We start from the raw sequence: 15,377 nt of genomic DNA, 5'->3' as shown, positions 1-15,377 counted from the left end.
TACGTGTTACTCACCCGTCCGCCGCTAACTTCTTAAGAGCAAGCTCTTAATCGGTTCGCTCGACTTGCATGTATTAGGCACGCCGCCAGCGTTCATCCTGAGCCAGGATCAAACTCTCCAATAAAGTTTGTCTAGCATCATAAATAAAAATTGACGTTTCACGTTGTTTGTTTCGTTTAGTTTTCAAAGTTCAACATCGCATTTCAGCGACTTTTATAATGTATCACGTTTACCTCTTACCGTCAACTTCTTTTTTCTTTTGTCGTTGACGACGTTTATTAATTTACCACATTAATAATTTGCACGTCAATACTTTTTCTAAAAAAAACAACCAAGCTAAAAAACAAAAGTTTTTTCTAGCTTGGTAAAATGTATAACTTAATAACTATAAGCGCACCGATACCTGGCAAACCCAAAAAACCCGAAACAAATGTAGTACCGACATTAATAGGAAGATGAAAATTAAATTGTGTCCCTACTATATTCACGGCAAACAACAACAAAGCTCCTATTACAATTTTGACGAGTAATCTTCCTACAAAACGAAATGGCTTTATAGGAGCACCGACAATTAGTAAAAGAAATATTAACGTTAATATACCACCGATAATCAAACTACGTTCCATGCGCTCCTCTCCCTTACAACTTGTACACTATATTTGTATGGGAAAAAGAAAAAAAAAGACCGTTAAATTTTTTTCTTGAAAATAAAAAGTCGAACTGAAAAAGCATTTCCCGTTCGACTTTCCTTTTATAACTGTTCCATTTTCACAGGACGCCTTTTCGCTTCCTTCAATAGATAGAAGTATTTCGCCTCGGCCAGCTTCAAATAACACAATACATCTTCTGAAGGCTCAATACTTTGTTCTACAATTCTTTTTTGACGTATCCACTCCGTCTTCACTTGTTCTAACAATACAATTAATTTTTCATCATATTCTTTGCGCAACTTCTTTTTTTTTTGAAAAAACATCTCTATTTCTCCTACTTATAGTTCTCTTCGGCCCTCTAACGCTTTCGATAGCGTTACTTCATCCGCGTATTCTAAGTCACCACCAACCGGTAGCCCATGTGCAATACGAGTTACTTTAATCCCCGTTGGCTTTAACAGACGAGAAATATACATCGCTGTTGCTTCTCCTTCAATATTCGGGTTTGTTGCCAGAATAACTTCTTGCACAGTTTCATCATGTAGTCGTTTTAATAATTGAGGAATATTAATATCTTCTGGACCAACTCCCTCCATCGGAGAAATGGCACCATTTAATACATGATATACTCCCTGATATTCTTTCATCTTCTCCATTGCAATCACATCTTTTGGCTCTTGTACAACACAAACAACTGATTGATCACGATGAGAATCATCACAAATATAACAAGGATCTCGATCTGTTATATGACCACAAATAGAACAGTACGTTAAGTTTCGCTTTGCATTAACAAGTGACTTCGCAAAATCTAATACGTCATCTTCTTTCATATCCAATACGAAAAAAGCCAAACGAACCGCTGTTTTCGGTCCGATACCTGGCAATTTCATAAAGCTATCAATTAACTTCGAGATTGGTTCTGGATAGTGCATCTATGACCAACCTCCTAGAACATACCGCCTGGTAAATTCAATCCTTTTGTAAATTGTCCCATTGTAGAATTCGATAGGTCTTCCGCTTTCTTTAATGCATCATTTGTTGCAGCTAATACAAGGTCTTGTAACATTTCAATATCTTCTGGATCTACAACTTCTTCTTTAATTTTCACTTCTAGAACTTGTTTATGGCCATTTACGATAACCGTTACCATACCGCCGCCAGCTGTTCCCTCAACTGTTTTTTCACCAAGTTCCTCTTGTGCTTTTGCCATTTGTTTTTGCATTTTTTGCATTTGTTTCATCATGTTATTCATATTTCCCATTCCACGCATCATAATAATTCCTCCTAATTTTCGCCTAATGGATGTTTACATTTTAGAAAGAAAATTCCATTTAAGGCGTACTTTATTCCTTTATTTCAATTAATTGCTCACCAACTATTTTTACAGCTTCTTCTACAAGGGGATCTTTCGGCTTCTCTACTTCCTCTGAAGGATCACCTTCATTTTGCAAGAACCCCTCACGAATTTTTCCCCATTCACTTTTTGGAATTGCAATCATTTGCAATTTCTTTCCAAACAGTTCAAAGAGAATTTGTTCTACCGTATCTGTTGCTTCACGATTTTCACTCGCCATTTTACAATGAATCTCATACTTAAAAGCAAGAACATAAGAAGTAGTAGACGCCGCTACCGGCTCACTGTTTTCTAGCAAAACAGCATAAGCGACTTTATTATAACTTTTCAATCGCTCTAACAGTTCACCCCATGCACTTTTCAACTGCTCCAAATCTTTACGAGTTGCTTGCTTTAGCACTTCATGAACACGACCGATTGGTATTTTCATACTACCAGAACGACTCGGCTTCGGTGTAGCCTTTGTTTCTCTCACTTCCTGTTGCATTGAAACCGGTACACCATGCTGTTTCATTTTTTCTAATTCCTGTTCTAACTGTTGCATTCTTTGTAACACAGCTTGCAAGCGATCCGCTCCATTTACTTTCATCGCAAACTGCTGACACAATTGCACCATAACCACTTCTAAAAAAATACGCGGATGATTTGTCCATTTCATTTCTTGTTGGCTTTTACTAAGCATATGAATAATTTCATAAATCATTTCAGGCTGCATATCCTGACTTAACTTTTGAAATGAATCATCAACAATAACTCTCTCCAACATATCCTCTAGCTGCGGTGAAGTTTGATACAAAAGCATATCTCGGTAGTAGTAAATGAGGTCTTCCATGAAGCGAAGTGGATCTTTCCCTTGATTCATAATATCATCAACAATACGAAGCGCTTTCGATACATCATTTTCATATATACTTTCTACAAGGTTCGCTAAATACCGCTGTGATACGGAACCCGTAACCGCTAATACATCCTCTACCGTTACCGCTTCATCACTATAAGAAATTGCTTGATCAATTAAACTTAGCGCATCACGCATACCACCTTCTGCGGCACGCGCTACAATTTGAAGTGCTTCCTCGTCCACTTTCGTTCCTTCGTTGTTCATAACAGTTGTTAATCGTTCTACAATATCCTGTACTGATATTTTGCGGAATTCAAAACGCTGACAACGAGAAATAATCGTTGGTGGAATTTTATGTGGTTCTGTCGTTGCCAAAATAAAGATAACATGCTGCGGAGGTTCTTCTAACGTTTTTAATAGCGCATTAAACGCTCCCATGGAAAGCATGTGAACTTCATCAATAATATATACTTTATAGCGAACTTCGCTTGGAGCATATTTTACTTTATCTCTTATATCTCGAATTTCATCTACACCGTTATTCGAAGCCGCGTCAATTTCTAATACATCTGAAATAGCACCTTGTGTAATCCCTAAGCATGCAGGACATTTATTACAAGGTTCATCTGTAGGAGCCTGCTCACAGTTAATTGCTTTTGCAAATACTTTTGCAATTGTTGTTTTCCCTGTTCCTCTTGGGCCAGAGAATACATAAGCATGTGACGCTTTCTCTTGAAGAAGGGCATTTTGCAACGTTTTCGTCACGTGCTTTTGACCGACTACATCTCCAAATTTCTGCGGTCTCCATGTTCGGTATAACGCCTGGTATGACACGAAAATACGGCCTCCCCCAAAGGTTATTCTCTTGTTTATCTCGCTATTCGTAAACAGCAATCTCGCCAACTCAAATAAAAAAGTTAAGTGGGGATACACCGCTCGTAAAAGCCTGATTCGTTCAAGCAATAATCAATGTAGGATAAAAAGCCCCCATTGATTAAAGTTTCACTTTATTATAACCTATTCTGATTCTAGATTCCAAAAGTTATTTTCCATACAAAAAACCCATCCTATTCATATAGGATGAGTTTGTATGCATATATAACTGCCGTGCACCTTCTGTCGATTACGTACCATAAGCGTTACTTAAGCAGTTAGCTCGGTTCAGGCACTCCTGCGGCACACGAGAAGACCCGCTTATTGCTGCTTCCTTCCGGACCTGACAAGGTTCACGGGGTCCCGTTGCGCAGGACCCAAACGTCAACGCCACTTACTTAAGGCAGACCCTACAGTAACATAACCTCGAGAAGGGATTCGGCCTCGCTAGAGCGGATTGCGAGTACAGGGCACCGCTACCTCCCCGCTTAGCACGGCAAAGTTAAAACCATATTTAGTTGCCTCATTTGAAGGCAATCTCAGTATAACTTGTTTCCTAAAAAATTGCAACGTGTTAGCAAAGAGTATTTTTATCCAACTCTTCCTTCTCTTTCTTCCTCTTTTTACGTAGTTCTCGAAAAAAATTTGTTAATAAGCTTCCGCACTCTTCTTCTAATACACCAGCTACAACTTCAGATTGATGATTAAACCGATCCTCTGTTAATAAATTCATTAATGTACCAGCACATCCACCTTTAGGATCAGCCGCGCCATATACAACGCGTTTTACACGTGATAATACAATGGCACCAGCACACATTGGGCACGGTTCTAATGTGACATATAACGTTGCATTTTCTAAACGCCAAGTCCCTAATCTTTTGCAAGCATCATCAATCGCTAACAATTCAGCGTGAGCAACTGATCGCTGCTCTGTTTCACGTAAGTTATGCGCACGACTTATCACTTCACCATCCACAACAACAACCGCACCAATTGGTACTTCTTGTATTTCTTCGGCCTTTTTTGCCTCTTCTATCGCAAGTTTCATAAAATAAATATCTTGTTCCATAACAAATTCCTTTCATCGCAAATAACTTTTCTATATTCAATCCAATCTAAAGAGAAAGGAAAGGAGATTACATATGAAAAATACAGCACTTCTTATTATTGATATGATCAATGACTTCCAATTTTCACACGGACCTATCTTAGCACGAAAATGCAAAAATATTACAGAATCGATTTTACAACTCAAACAAAAAATGAAAAACTCCGGCTGTCCAATTATTTACGTAAATGATCATTATCATTTATGGAGAGCTGACATTAATGAACTCATTACCTATTGCACAAATGAACACAGTCAAGACATTATAAAAAAGATTGCACCTGCAAACGATGATTATATTTTTATTAAACCACATTATTCTGCTTTTTATGAAACACCCTTAAATTCATTATTGGGTCATTTAAAAATTGAAAATCTTATCTTAACAGGAGTGGCCGGAAATATATGTATCCTTTTTACCGCGAATGATGCCCATATGAGAAATTATCAATTATATGTACCTGAAGATTGTATTGCCTCTAATTGCGATCAAGATAACAAACATGCCCTGCGTATTATGGAAACCACTTTAAAAGCAAATACTTCTCCATCATTTCATTTACAAATGTAATAACATAAAGTGAAACTTCCATCAGTGGAAGTTTCTCCCCACTTACCTATCCTCTTCGCTTCTCTATCAATCTTGAGGTGAGAGTCTTACTGTTCACGAATAGCGGGATAAATCAATTTTTTAACTTTTTACGACAAACTAACCCTTTCTCACTCCTCTTATGCTACAATAGTTCTGTTTTGTGCTTTTTATTCGCATCAAACCATGTTTTGAGAGGAGGCAACAGAGTGACTGGAGTACCATTTATTACAGTTGAAGGACCAATCGGTGTCGGAAAAACTTCACTCGCGAAAGCGATATCGACTCACATGCAACTCTATTTATTGAAAGAAATAGTTGATGAAAATCCTTTTTTGGGAAAATTTTATGAAAACATCGAAGAATGGGCTTTTCAATTAGAAATGTTCTTCTTATGCAACCGATATAAACAATTAGAAGACATTGATACAAAATATTTAAAACAACATATACCTGTTGTAGCAGATTATCATATATTCAAAAACTTAATTTTTGCATCTCGAACATTACAAGGTACACAATACGAAAAATACATGCAAATTTATCGTATCTTAACACAAGATATGCCGGTTCCAAATGTCATCGTGTATATAACAGCAAGTTTAGAAACACTACAAAAACGAATCGCCATGCGTGGACGTGAATTCGAAAAAAATATAGATCCTAACTATTTATTGCAACTTATTAAAGATTACGAAGTGGCAATGGAAACGTTCAAAAAAGACTATCCAGACATTCCTGTATTAAAATTCAATGGAGATAACATGGATTTTATAAAAAATGAATCGGACTTACATGTAATCTTATCAGCATTACAAAACAAACTGACAAAGGAGATTAACCAGTAATGAATTTGAGACAGAAATATGATATTCCAAATGATGCTGTTATTACGATTGCGGGAACAGTTGGTGTTGGAAAATCTACAATGACAAACGCCTTAGCAAATGCACTTGGTTACCGTACATCATTTGAAAAAGTAGACTCTAATCCATATTTAGATAAATTTTACGGAGACTTTACGCGCTGGAGCTTTCACTTACAAGTTTATTTCTTAGCAGAACGCTTTAAGGAACAAAAAAGAATCTTCGAATATGGCGGAGGATTTATTCAAGATCGTTCTATTTATGAAGATACAGGAATTTTTGCCAAAATGCATTATGAAAAAGCGACGATGACTGCTACAGATTATGAAACGTATAAAAGCTTATTTGATGCAATGGTTATGACACCTTACTTCCCACATCCTGATTTACTTATTTACTTAGAGGGATCATTTGAAGATATCGTAGATCGCATTAAAGAACGCGGAAGACCGATGGAACAACAAACACCAATTGAATATTGGAAAGAAATGCATGAACGCTACGAAAATTGGATTAATGACTTTAATGCTTGTCCTGTATTGCGTCTTAATATCAACGAATATGATATTTTACAAAACGAAAATTCAATTGAACCAATTATTAAGAAAATTGGTCGCTTTTTACAACAAACACGTAAACTTGTAAAATAAAAAAACCCGTGCAATTGCACGGGTTTTCCTATGAACTTAATTTTTCTTTTTCGTCGGAGCAATAATTTCGCTCTCTGATTTTCCTGCATTAATACGCTGACGTACAGTGCTTACACTAATATTATACGCTTCAGCAATTTCTTTTACCGTCATTTCTGTCCCGTTAATAACAGCTGTAATTACTTTACGTTTTGAATCTGCCTTTTTCTCGACTTGTTTTGACGTCTCTACTTTCTTCACTCCTTGTTTCACATCACAGATGCAACCACAAAGTTTACGAAATGTTTCATCACTTACAATACGAGATACGTTTGCAGCACTGTTTAAAATTTTATTTTTCTTGCAAACGGGGCATTGTACATAATATAGTGTTTTTCCGTCAAGCGGAAACGTTTGTATAATAATATCCATGGCCATGGTAGCTCCTTTCATATCTATGAAGATAATCCTCGGAATATGAGTGTTCCTATAAGAGGTTCATTCTCCTATATGCTACTTCCTGATTGGTTAAAATAAAAACTCGTTACGTGTTGGTAACGAGTTCTCCAATCTCCACTTATATGCGCTGTTGTCAATTATATATGGCGGAGGAAGAGGGATTCGAACCCCCGCGCGGCTCGCACCGCCTGTCGGTTTTCAAGACCGATCCCTTCAGCCAGACTTGGGTATTCCTCCGTGTTGATATGACATGGAATATAATATCAAAAGAAAAATGGTTCGTCAACCCTACTATAATAGATAATATAAAAAGGAAAGAGATTTTTTCTCTTTCCTTTTCTCATAAAATGTATCCTACTCTATTAAATAGCTCAAATTTATTATTATAAAATAACAATAAGTGTATATTAATAAGAATGGATTTATTTAATTACAGTTTTTCCTCCCATATAAGGACGAAGAATTTCTGGAATGATAATAGAACCATCTTCTTGTTGGTAGTTCTCTAAAATAGCAGCTACCGTACGACCAATTGCAAGTCCAGATCCATTTAATGTATGAACATGCTCTGGTTTCGCTTTTGTGTCACGGCGGAAACGAATATTTGCACGGCGTGCTTGGAATGCTTCAAAATTACTACAAGAAGAAATTTCACGATATGTGCCATAGCTAGGAATCCATACTTCAATATCATATTTCTTCGCTGCTGTAAATCCTAAATCTCCTGTGCACATACTCATTACACGGTATGGAAGACCCAATAATTGTAATACGCGCTCTGCATCATTTGTTAATTTTTCTAGTTCTTCATAAGAATCTTCAGGTTTTACAAATTTCACAAGCTCTACTTTATTAAATTGATGCTGACGAATTAAACCACGTGTATCACGACCAGCAGATCCTGCTTCAGAACGGAAGCATGCACTAAACGCCGCATAACGAATTGGCAATTGTTCGCCATTTAAAATTTCATCACGATGCAAGTTTGTTACAGGTACTTCAGCTGTAGGAATTAAGAAATAATCTTCACTTTCAATACGAAACGCATCTTCTTCAAACTTTGGAAGTTGCCCTGTTCCAATCATACTTGTACGATTTACGATATACGGAGGTAAAATCTCTTCATAGCCATGTTCCTCTGTATGAAGATCAAGCATGAAGTTAAATAAAGCACGTTCTAACTTCGCACCTGCCCCTTTATAAAATACAAAACGGCTACCTGTTACTTTCCCAGCGCGTTCAAAGTCTAACATACCTAAATCCGTTGCAAGATCCCAATGCGGCTTTGGTTCGAACGTAAATTCTGGAACATCTCCCCATGTACGAACTTGCACATTATCATCTTCCGTTTCACCATTTGGTGTAGATTCATGTGGAATATTTGGAATAGATAACATTAATTTCTCAAGATCTTCTTCAACTGTACGAAGCTCATTATCAAGCTCTTTAACTTTATCGCTTACTTCACGCATTTCTAAAATAAGCGCCTCTGCATCCTTCTTTTCGCGTTTTAATACAGAAATTTGTTGAGATACTTCATTACGTTTACTTTTTAGCTCTTCCGTTTGTACAAGTAATTCTCTTCTCTTTATGTCTAATTCTTCAAAGCGACCAAAGTCTGTTAAGTCTTCGCCTCTATGTTGCAGTTTCGCTTTCACTTCTTCAAAGTTTGCACGCAAAAATTTAATATCAAGCATAATATTTCCTCCTTTATTTTTACAAAAATAAAAAACTCCCGTCCCTATACAAAGGGACGGGAGTTAACCCGCGTTGCCACCCTAATTGAAAGCATACTTGCTTTCCTCTCAAGTAGAGATAACGGCTCTTCACCGGAAATGTTTACTAGCCAACAGACTGTTCCACATTTCACTCCAGGATGGATTCACAAGTCGCCTCTATCGGTTTCCACCAGCCACCGACTCTCTATAAGAAACGCCTCTTGCTACTACTTCCTATCAACACATTTATCATATAAAATAGTTACCATCAATTTACTATAATCTTACACAAGTTTCAAGTCACTTATACAGCTTTTTTCATTTTTGCTTCCTTTACCATCTCTACAAAATAAGCTGTAACACGGTAATCATCTGTTAATTCTGGATGGAAAGAAGCTGCTAATAAATGATTTTGACGAACCGCGACCATACGATCTTCATATGTGCATAATACTTCGATATGATCTTCTACATCTACAACATATGGCGCACGAATAAACACGCCAATAAAGTCTTCGCCTACTCCCTTCATCGAAAGAGCAGCCTCAAAACTATCTCTTTGACGTCCAAACGCATTGCGTTCAACTGTAATATCCATTACACCAATATGTGATTCCTCATATCCAACAAGGTTCTTTGCAAGTAAGATCATACCTGCACATGTACCAAACATCGGTTTTCCTGCTTTAGCAAATTCACGAAGAGGTTCCATGAAACCATATTTATCAATAAGACGGCGCATCGTTGTACTTTCACCGCCTGGTAAAATAAGTCCATCTACTTCCTCTAATTGCTCTGTACGCTTCACAATCACCGCTTGTGCACCAGTTGCTTCTATTGCACGTACATGTTCACGAACCGCTCCTTGAAGTCCTAATACACCGATTGTAACCATTTCAAAAACTCCTTTAATTACCAACCACGCTCTTGCATGCGTTGTTCTGGTAATAATGTTGAAATTTCAACACCTTTCATTGCATTACCTAGTCCTTTAGAAAGGCGAGCGATTAATTCATAATCTTCATAATGCGTTGTTGCTTCAACAATCGCACGTGCAAATTTCTCTGGGTTTTCTGATTTAAAAATACCAGAACCTACAAATACACCATCTGCACCTAGTTGCATCATTAATGCAGCATCTGCTGGCGTTGCAACACCACCCGCTGCAAAGTTCACAACTGGTAAACGGCCAAGGCGCTTAATTTCAAGTAATACTTCATAAGGAGCACCAGTATTTTTTGCATATGTCATTAATTCATCTTCACGTAGACTCGCAACTTGACGAATTTCTGCATTTACTTGACGCATATGACGTACAGCCTCTACGATATTCCCTGTTCCAGGCTCACCTTTCGTACGAAGCATTGATGCACCCTCAGCAATACGGCGTGCTGCTTCACCGATATCACGGCATCCACATACAAATGGGACAGTGTAATCACGTTTATTTAAATGGTACACTTCATCAGCTGGAGTTAATACTTCACTCTCGTCAATATAGTCTACTCCTAACGATTCAAGTACACGCGCTTCCACAAGATGACCAATACGGCATTTTGCCATAACTGGAATTGATACAGCACCCATTACTTCTTCTACAATTGTTGGATCTGCCATACGCGAAACGCCGCCCGCTGCACGAATATCAGCTGGAACACGTTCTAATGCCATAACAGCAACCGCACCTGCCGCTTCTGCAATTTTTGCTTGCTCAGCGTTAACTACGTCCATAATGACGCCGCCTTTTTGCATTTCTGCCATTCCACGTTTTACACGCTCTGTTCCTGTTACATTTATCATGTACAAAAACCTCCCTAGGTGAATTACTTTTCCCCACTAACGGTGAAAATTAAGAATACTCTTACATTCTACCATTATCTATTAGAGATTTGTCTACTATTTTTTTGGATAAAATAGGTGCGAAAAATAGTAAATAAAAAAGCTCCCTTATCGGGAACTTTTAAAACCAACCTTTTACAGTATCCACTGTACCATTCCATATACCACTAAAGAAAGAACCAATGCTTCGCATAGAAAGAACGAACCAATTCGCCTTTTCTACTTCTTGTTTTGATACAAGATCTACTTGCATAGATTTACCAGTCAAGAATCCCACATCATTGTTATCTTTTGCTGATACAGTCATATAACCAAGTGTTGTGCCTTTTTTAATTGGCGCTTCATTCTCTTTATTTACTGCTTTGAAATCTGTTTTATAAATATCTTGACTTCCTTTTGGCACTGGAAGTACAATCTCTTCCTTCGTCTGTACTGGTACCTCTGTATCTTTTGCTTTATTTACATGAACTGTTTCATGACCTTTTACTTGAGAAGCTTTTGGATATACCGTTTTCGTTTGGAAATTTGTAAAGCCATAATCAAATAGTTTCTTCGTTTCCGCAAAACGCGCTGTATGGGAATTCGTTTTAATAACAACAGAAATTAAACGCATACCATTGCGTTCTGCTGTACCTGTAAAACAATCTCCAGCTTCCGGAGTAGAACCTGTCTTCAGACCATCCACACCCTCATATTGCATAACTAAACCTTTTAACATCCAATTCCAGTTATCCATATTCACTGGATACTTTCCGCCTTCTTGAAATACCTTTTTCGGGATTTTAGATGTCTTTAACATGTCTGGATAATCTTTAATTAAATGCTGCGCTAAGATTGCACAATCTCTAGCAGACATTTTATTCTCTTCATCCGGAGATGTGCCTTCAGGCTGCTTCCCTTTTAAATCTTTATTCGTTAACCCTGTACAGTTTACAAATTTATAATTCTTTAATCCAAGCTCTTTCGCTTTATCATTCATCATCTTAACAAAATTAGCCTCTGAGCCAGCAATTAACTCAGCTAAAGCAATTGTTGCACCATTTGCAGAATAAATTGCCATCGCCTCGTATAACTCTTTTACAGTATAAGTACCACCATTTTCTAATGGGACATTTGATAAAGAGCGGTCTTGCGAAATAATATGAGCATATTCAGAAACTTTTGTTTGTTGATTCCACTTAATTTTCCCTTTTTCGACTGCATCATGGACTAAATACTCACTCATCATTTTTGTCATACTTGCAATTGCTAATAGTTCATCTGGGTTTTTTTGATATAAAATTTTTCCAGATTTCGCTTCCACTAAAATTGCCGCATCTGCTTCAACATTCAATGCAGAATTTGTTTCTGCAAACGCGCTGCTGTATGTAAAGAACATGCTGCAAAATAGTGTAAGTACTGTTACAATCGCAATCATTTGCCTACGAAACATACCTTTCACTGTTGTTACCCCCAATACATTTGTACTCACATAAACGTTATTCTAACACAATCAAAAAAAAATAGACAGAGATACTAAATCTCTGTCTATTTTTATATCAGACATTATAATGAATAGTTTGGTGCTTCTTTTGTAATTTGAACATCATGCGGATGACTTTCACGTAATCCAGCACCTGACATACGGATAAACTGTGCATTTTCACGCAGGAATGTTAAATCAGCTGCACCGCAATATCCCATACCTGCACGTAATCCACCAACTAATTGGTGTACCGTATCTGCTAAATGACCTTTAAATGGAACGCGGCCTTCAATTCCTTCTGGAACAAGTTTTTTATTACCTTCTTGGAAGTAACGATCTTTACTTCCTTTTTCCATTGCTCCAACAGAACCCATACCACGATATACTTTAAATTGACGACCTTGGTAAATTTCTGTATCTCCAGGGCTTTCTGCTACACCAGCAAACATACTTCCAAGCATAACAACGTGCGCACCTGCTGCTAATGCTTTTACAATATCACCAGAATATTTAATTCCACCATCAGCAATTACTGGAACACCGTACTTACGGGCTTCTGTTGCACAGTCATACACTGCTGTTAATTGAGGAACACCAACACCAGCTACAACGCGTGTTGTACAAATAGAGCCTGGTCCAATACCAACTTTAATAATGTTTGCACCTGCTTCAATTAATTCGCGAGTTGCCTCCGCTGTTGCAACGTTACCAGCAATAATATTTAATGTAGGATATTTAGCGCGAACTTCTTTTACTTTGTCAGCTACATTTTTGTGATGTCCGTGAGCTGTGTCAAGAACAATTACATCAACATTTGCTTTTACTAATGCATCGATACGTTGCATTGCATCAGCTGTTACTCCAACAGCTCCTCCTACTAATAAACGACCTTGTTTATCTTTCGCAGAGTTTGGAAACTCGATTACTTTTTCAATATCTTTAATTGTAATCAAGCCTTGTAATACACCGTTATCATCAACAAGAGGAAGTTTTTCAATTTTATGTTTTTGCAAGATTTTTTCAGCATCTTCTAGTGTAGTATGAACTGGAGCTGTAATTAAGTTCTCTTTCGTCATTACATCTGAAATCTTAATTGAATAATTTTGGATAAAACGCATATCACGGTTTGTAATAATCCCTACAAGTTTTCTTTCTTCTGTATCATTTACAATTGGAACACCTGAAATGCGATATTTCCCCATCAAATGTTCTGCATCGTATACTTGATGATCTGGAGTTAAAAAGAAAGGATCTGTAATAACGCCACTTTCAGAACGTTTTACTTTATCAACTTGCTCAGCCTGTTGCTCGATAGACATATTTTTATGAATAATTCCAATTCCACCTTGACGAGCCATTGCAATAGCCATCTCAGCTTCTGTTACCGTGTCCATCCCCGCACTAATTAAAGGAATATTTAATTGTAAAGTTTCGGATAAAACTGTTTTTATACTTACTTCTCTTGGTAATACATCCGATTTAGCTGGTACAAGTAATACATCATCAAACGTTAAACCTTCTTTAACAAATTTAGATTCCCACATAAATGATTCCCCCCATGATACCTGAAATTATTATTAGTAGCTTAACAATTGGTTAAAATACTGTCAAGAAAGACTGTATATGTTAGAATTTTCTAAAAACAAAAGGAGAGTATATAATGCAGCATTCATCGAACATTTGGGAAAAATTAAGCTTTTTTCTTTCTTCTACTCACACGCAACATTATCTTACCCGTTGCTATAAAAAATTAGGTAATACAAATACTGAGAAAAAAAGCTTTGAGAATTGTTATCCTTTTATTTATTACTTAGAGCATGGAAAAAATTATTACCAATTATGTGATACTGCTCCATTCTCCATTAAGCCCGTATTACTATTTTATGGAATGAGCCAACTTCTAAAAGCTTGTTTGCTTACAGTTGATCCTAATTATCCTGAATCAACTTCTGTATTAGCACATGGGGTTACAACAAGAAAGAGAAAGAAACAGAGTTATCAATTTATGGATGATGAAGTGAAAATTCAAAAACACGGACTATTCACTCAAGTTTCAGAACAAATGTTTCACATGAAACATTTGGAAGGGGAAAAATATACAATGCAAGAGCTAATGCAGCGTATCGCTGAATTAGCGGATTTATTCCTGTACAGCAAAAGAAAAAATAACCTATATAAATTAAAAGAAGTGACGGAAAATATCTTTACTTTCCCGACTCACATTTTAGACACTTTTCATATGACTGAAGAACGTTTTATACGGTATATGGAAGGAATCGGAGGGAATCTTAACGTTCGATATACAAACTTTAAAGAAAGTGACTCGCATTTGTATTTCTCAGCTTCCATAAAACAATGGGACCCATTATACAGTGCTCCCTTTACATACAATCATTATACAGATACTTATTATTTACCTGCTAATGGCGAAACGACCCCTGTTCTTCCGGAATTACTTATACACTATCTCTTGCTTTATAATTTAAGTATGATTTCCCGCTATGAAACAGACTGGTGGTACGATTTACTTGGCAGTTATGCTTCTGAAGATTATCCGTTTATTTTTCAATTTCTAGCTGTCACAGCCGAAAAAATACCGTACTATATTTATTTATATCTAATGGGCCAACATAATACGATTTCTTAGGAAATAAAAAAGACGAGTCCACTGACTCGTCTTTCGTTTGCCTGGCAACGTCCTACTCTCACAGGGACAAAGTCCCAACTACCATCGGCGCTAGAGAGCTTAACTTCCGTGTTCGGTATGGGAACGGGTGTGACCTCTCTGCCATCATTACCAGACTTATGAAGGTATATTCCTTCAAAACTAGATAACACTTGCTTCATATTATATGGTTAAGTCCTCGATCTATTAGTATTCGTCAGCTCCACGTGTCACCACGCTTCCACCTCGAACCTATCAACCTGATCATCTTTCAGGGATCTTACTAGCTTAACGCTATGGGAAATCTCATCTTGA

At 37.1% G+C, this 15,377-nt stretch carries 16 protein-coding genes, 1 tRNA gene, 3 rRNA genes, 1 other RNA gene and 1 other annotated feature; of the genes, 4 read left to right on the top strand and 17 right to left on the bottom strand.

Annotated elements, in window-relative coordinates; translation table 11 throughout:
- The 8 genes from WAZ07_RS25810 to tadA all read right to left on the bottom strand — a co-directional run.
- Positions 1 to 124: ribosomal RNA gene (locus WAZ07_RS25810) — 16S ribosomal RNA — on the bottom strand; the annotation flags it as partial.
- Between the two features lie 232 nt (positions 125 to 356).
- The gene (locus tag WAZ07_RS25805; RefSeq protein WP_336474678.1) at positions 357 to 626 is read right to left on the bottom strand and encodes a pro-sigmaK processing inhibitor BofA family protein; all 270 of its coding nucleotides are present in this window, start codon (positions 624 to 626) and stop codon (positions 357 to 359) included.
- A gap of 125 nt (positions 627 to 751) precedes the next feature.
- The gene (locus WAZ07_RS25800) at positions 752 to 973 is read right to left on the bottom strand and encodes a YaaL family protein (RefSeq protein ID WP_336474677.1); all 222 of its coding nucleotides are present in this window, start codon (positions 971 to 973) and stop codon (positions 752 to 754) included.
- A gap of 15 nt (positions 974 to 988) precedes the next feature.
- Positions 989 to 1,585, bottom strand: coding sequence for a recombination protein RecR (gene recR / locus WAZ07_RS25795; RefSeq protein ID WP_336474676.1), 597 nt, complete (start codon positions 1,583 to 1,585; stop codon positions 989 to 991).
- A 14-nt stretch (positions 1,586 to 1,599) separates the two neighbouring features.
- Complete coding sequence (locus tag WAZ07_RS25790) at positions 1,600 to 1,926, bottom strand: YbaB/EbfC family nucleoid-associated protein (RefSeq protein ID WP_090920126.1); 327 nt, start codon at positions 1,924 to 1,926, stop codon at positions 1,600 to 1,602.
- 70 nt (positions 1,927 to 1,996) lie between these two features.
- Positions 1,997 to 3,682, bottom strand: a complete 1,686-nt coding sequence (gene dnaX / locus WAZ07_RS25785) for a DNA polymerase III subunit gamma/tau (protein WP_336474675.1) — start codon at positions 3,680 to 3,682, stop codon at positions 1,997 to 1,999.
- A gap of 271 nt (positions 3,683 to 3,953) precedes the next feature.
- An RNA gene (gene ffs, locus WAZ07_RS25780) (signal recognition particle sRNA large type) lies at positions 3,954 to 4,218 on the bottom strand.
- Positions 4,219 to 4,295: 77 nt separating this feature from the next.
- Complete coding sequence (tadA, locus tag WAZ07_RS25775; RefSeq protein ID WP_336474674.1) at positions 4,296 to 4,793, bottom strand: tRNA adenosine(34) deaminase TadA; 498 nt, start codon at positions 4,791 to 4,793, stop codon at positions 4,296 to 4,298.
- A 73-nt stretch (positions 4,794 to 4,866) separates the two neighbouring features.
- Here tadA and WAZ07_RS25770 point away from each other — a divergent pair, with 73 nt between their 5' ends.
- The 3 genes from WAZ07_RS25770 (at position 4,867) to WAZ07_RS25760 (ending at position 6,937) form a co-directional block, all read left to right on the top strand.
- Positions 4,867 to 5,403, top strand: coding sequence for a cysteine hydrolase family protein (locus WAZ07_RS25770; RefSeq protein WP_336474673.1), 537 nt, complete (start codon positions 4,867 to 4,869; stop codon positions 5,401 to 5,403).
- A gap of 227 nt (positions 5,404 to 5,630) precedes the next feature.
- Positions 5,631 to 6,269 (top strand): deoxynucleoside kinase, encoded by a 639-nt coding sequence (locus tag WAZ07_RS25765; protein WP_336474672.1) that lies wholly within the window; start codon positions 5,631 to 5,633, stop codon positions 6,267 to 6,269.
- Positions 6,269 to 6,937, top strand: coding sequence for a deoxynucleoside kinase (locus tag WAZ07_RS25760; RefSeq protein ID WP_336474671.1), 669 nt, complete (start codon positions 6,269 to 6,271; stop codon positions 6,935 to 6,937). Before WAZ07_RS25765 ends, WAZ07_RS25760 begins: the two co-directional genes overlap by 1 nt.
- Positions 6,938 to 6,973: 36 nt before the next feature.
- On the opposite strand, the gene WAZ07_RS25755 is transcribed toward WAZ07_RS25760, so the two are convergent.
- The 7 genes from WAZ07_RS25755 to guaB all read right to left on the bottom strand — a co-directional run bounded on the left by WAZ07_RS25755 (position 6,974) and on the right by guaB (position 13,941).
- On the bottom strand, positions 6,974 to 7,348 hold the full coding sequence (locus WAZ07_RS25755) for a DUF3797 domain-containing protein (protein ID WP_090920109.1): 375 nt from the start codon (positions 7,346 to 7,348) through the stop codon (positions 6,974 to 6,976).
- Positions 7,349 to 7,519: 171 nt separating this feature from the next.
- Positions 7,520 to 7,612: transfer RNA gene (locus WAZ07_RS25750), tRNA-Ser, on the bottom strand.
- A 185-nt stretch (positions 7,613 to 7,797) separates the two neighbouring features.
- A complete protein-coding gene (serS, locus tag WAZ07_RS25745; RefSeq protein ID WP_336474670.1) occupies positions 7,798 to 9,072 on the bottom strand; it encodes a serine--tRNA ligase in 1,275 nt (424 codons plus the stop codon).
- Between the two features lie 49 nt (positions 9,073 to 9,121).
- Positions 9,122 to 9,343: a binding site (T-box leader), on the bottom strand.
- 54 nt (positions 9,344 to 9,397) lie between these two features.
- Complete coding sequence (gene pdxT, locus WAZ07_RS25740; protein WP_090920104.1) at positions 9,398 to 9,988, bottom strand: pyridoxal 5'-phosphate synthase glutaminase subunit PdxT; 591 nt, start codon at positions 9,986 to 9,988, stop codon at positions 9,398 to 9,400.
- 17 nt (positions 9,989 to 10,005) lie between these two features.
- Positions 10,006 to 10,890 (bottom strand): pyridoxal 5'-phosphate synthase lyase subunit PdxS, encoded by an 885-nt coding sequence (gene pdxS, locus WAZ07_RS25735; RefSeq protein WP_211482641.1) that lies wholly within the window; start codon positions 10,888 to 10,890, stop codon positions 10,006 to 10,008.
- 163 nt (positions 10,891 to 11,053) lie between these two features.
- Entirely contained in the window at positions 11,054 to 12,373 is a 1,320-nt protein-coding gene (locus tag WAZ07_RS25730) for a serine hydrolase (RefSeq protein WP_336474669.1), read from the bottom strand.
- Between the two features lie 104 nt (positions 12,374 to 12,477).
- Positions 12,478 to 13,941 carry an IMP dehydrogenase gene (gene guaB / locus WAZ07_RS25725; RefSeq protein ID WP_090920098.1) on the bottom strand — a complete coding sequence of 488 codons (1,464 nt, stop codon included), beginning with the start codon at positions 13,939 to 13,941 and terminating at the stop codon, positions 12,478 to 12,480.
- Positions 13,942 to 14,057: 116 nt separating this feature from the next.
- Between guaB and WAZ07_RS25720 the strand changes: the two genes are divergently transcribed.
- Positions 14,058 to 15,044 (top strand): YaaC family protein, encoded by a 987-nt coding sequence (locus WAZ07_RS25720; protein WP_336474668.1) that lies wholly within the window; start codon positions 14,058 to 14,060, stop codon positions 15,042 to 15,044.
- A 39-nt stretch (positions 15,045 to 15,083) separates the two neighbouring features.
- Here the strand turns inward: WAZ07_RS25720 and rrf are convergent.
- A 5S ribosomal RNA gene (gene rrf / locus WAZ07_RS25715) occupies positions 15,084 to 15,199 on the bottom strand.
- A 50-nt stretch (positions 15,200 to 15,249) separates the two neighbouring features.
- A 23S ribosomal RNA gene (locus tag WAZ07_RS25710) occupies positions 15,250 to 15,377 on the bottom strand; the annotation flags it as partial.

This window comes from Bacillus bruguierae (genome assembly GCF_037104725.1).
GTDB classification, from domain to species: domain Bacteria; phylum Bacillota; class Bacilli; order Bacillales; family Bacillaceae_G; genus Bacillus_A; species Bacillus_A bruguierae.
This window is presented reverse-complemented; position numbering and strand designations above follow the sequence as displayed.

What these genes read in the sequence shown, in the direction of transcription:
- pdxT (WP_090920104.1), bottom strand. Translation starts at nt 9,988, where the DNA reads ATGGTTACAATCGGTGTATTAGGACTTCAAGGAGCGGTTCGTGAACAT.
- guaB (WP_090920098.1), bottom strand. Translation starts at nt 13,941, where the DNA reads ATGTGGGAATCTAAATTTGTTAAAGAAGGTTTAACGTTTGATGATGTA.
- WAZ07_RS25760 (WP_336474671.1), top strand. Translation starts at nt 6,269, where the DNA reads ATGAATTTGAGACAGAAATATGATATTCCAAATGATGCTGTTATTACG.
- WAZ07_RS25755 (WP_090920109.1), bottom strand. Translation starts at nt 7,348, where the DNA reads ATGGATATTATTATACAAACGTTTCCGCTTGACGGAAAAACACTATAT.
- WAZ07_RS25805 (WP_336474678.1), bottom strand. Translation starts at nt 626, where the DNA reads ATGGAACGTAGTTTGATTATCGGTGGTATATTAACGTTAATATTTCTT.
- tadA (WP_336474674.1), bottom strand. Translation starts at nt 4,793, where the DNA reads ATGGAACAAGATATTTATTTTATGAAACTTGCGATAGAAGAGGCAAAA.
- WAZ07_RS25720 (WP_336474668.1), top strand. Translation starts at nt 14,058, where the DNA reads ATGCAGCATTCATCGAACATTTGGGAAAAATTAAGCTTTTTTCTTTCT.
- WAZ07_RS25770 (WP_336474673.1), top strand. Translation starts at nt 4,867, where the DNA reads ATGAAAAATACAGCACTTCTTATTATTGATATGATCAATGACTTCCAA.
- WAZ07_RS25800 (WP_336474677.1), bottom strand. Translation starts at nt 973, where the DNA reads ATGTTTTTTCAAAAAAAAAAGAAGTTGCGCAAAGAATATGATGAAAAA.
- recR (WP_336474676.1), bottom strand. Translation starts at nt 1,585, where the DNA reads ATGCACTATCCAGAACCAATCTCGAAGTTAATTGATAGCTTTATGAAA.
- serS (WP_336474670.1), bottom strand. Translation starts at nt 9,072, where the DNA reads ATGCTTGATATTAAATTTTTGCGTGCAAACTTTGAAGAAGTGAAAGCG.
- WAZ07_RS25790 (WP_090920126.1), bottom strand. Translation starts at nt 1,926, where the DNA reads ATGATGCGTGGAATGGGAAATATGAATAACATGATGAAACAAATGCAA.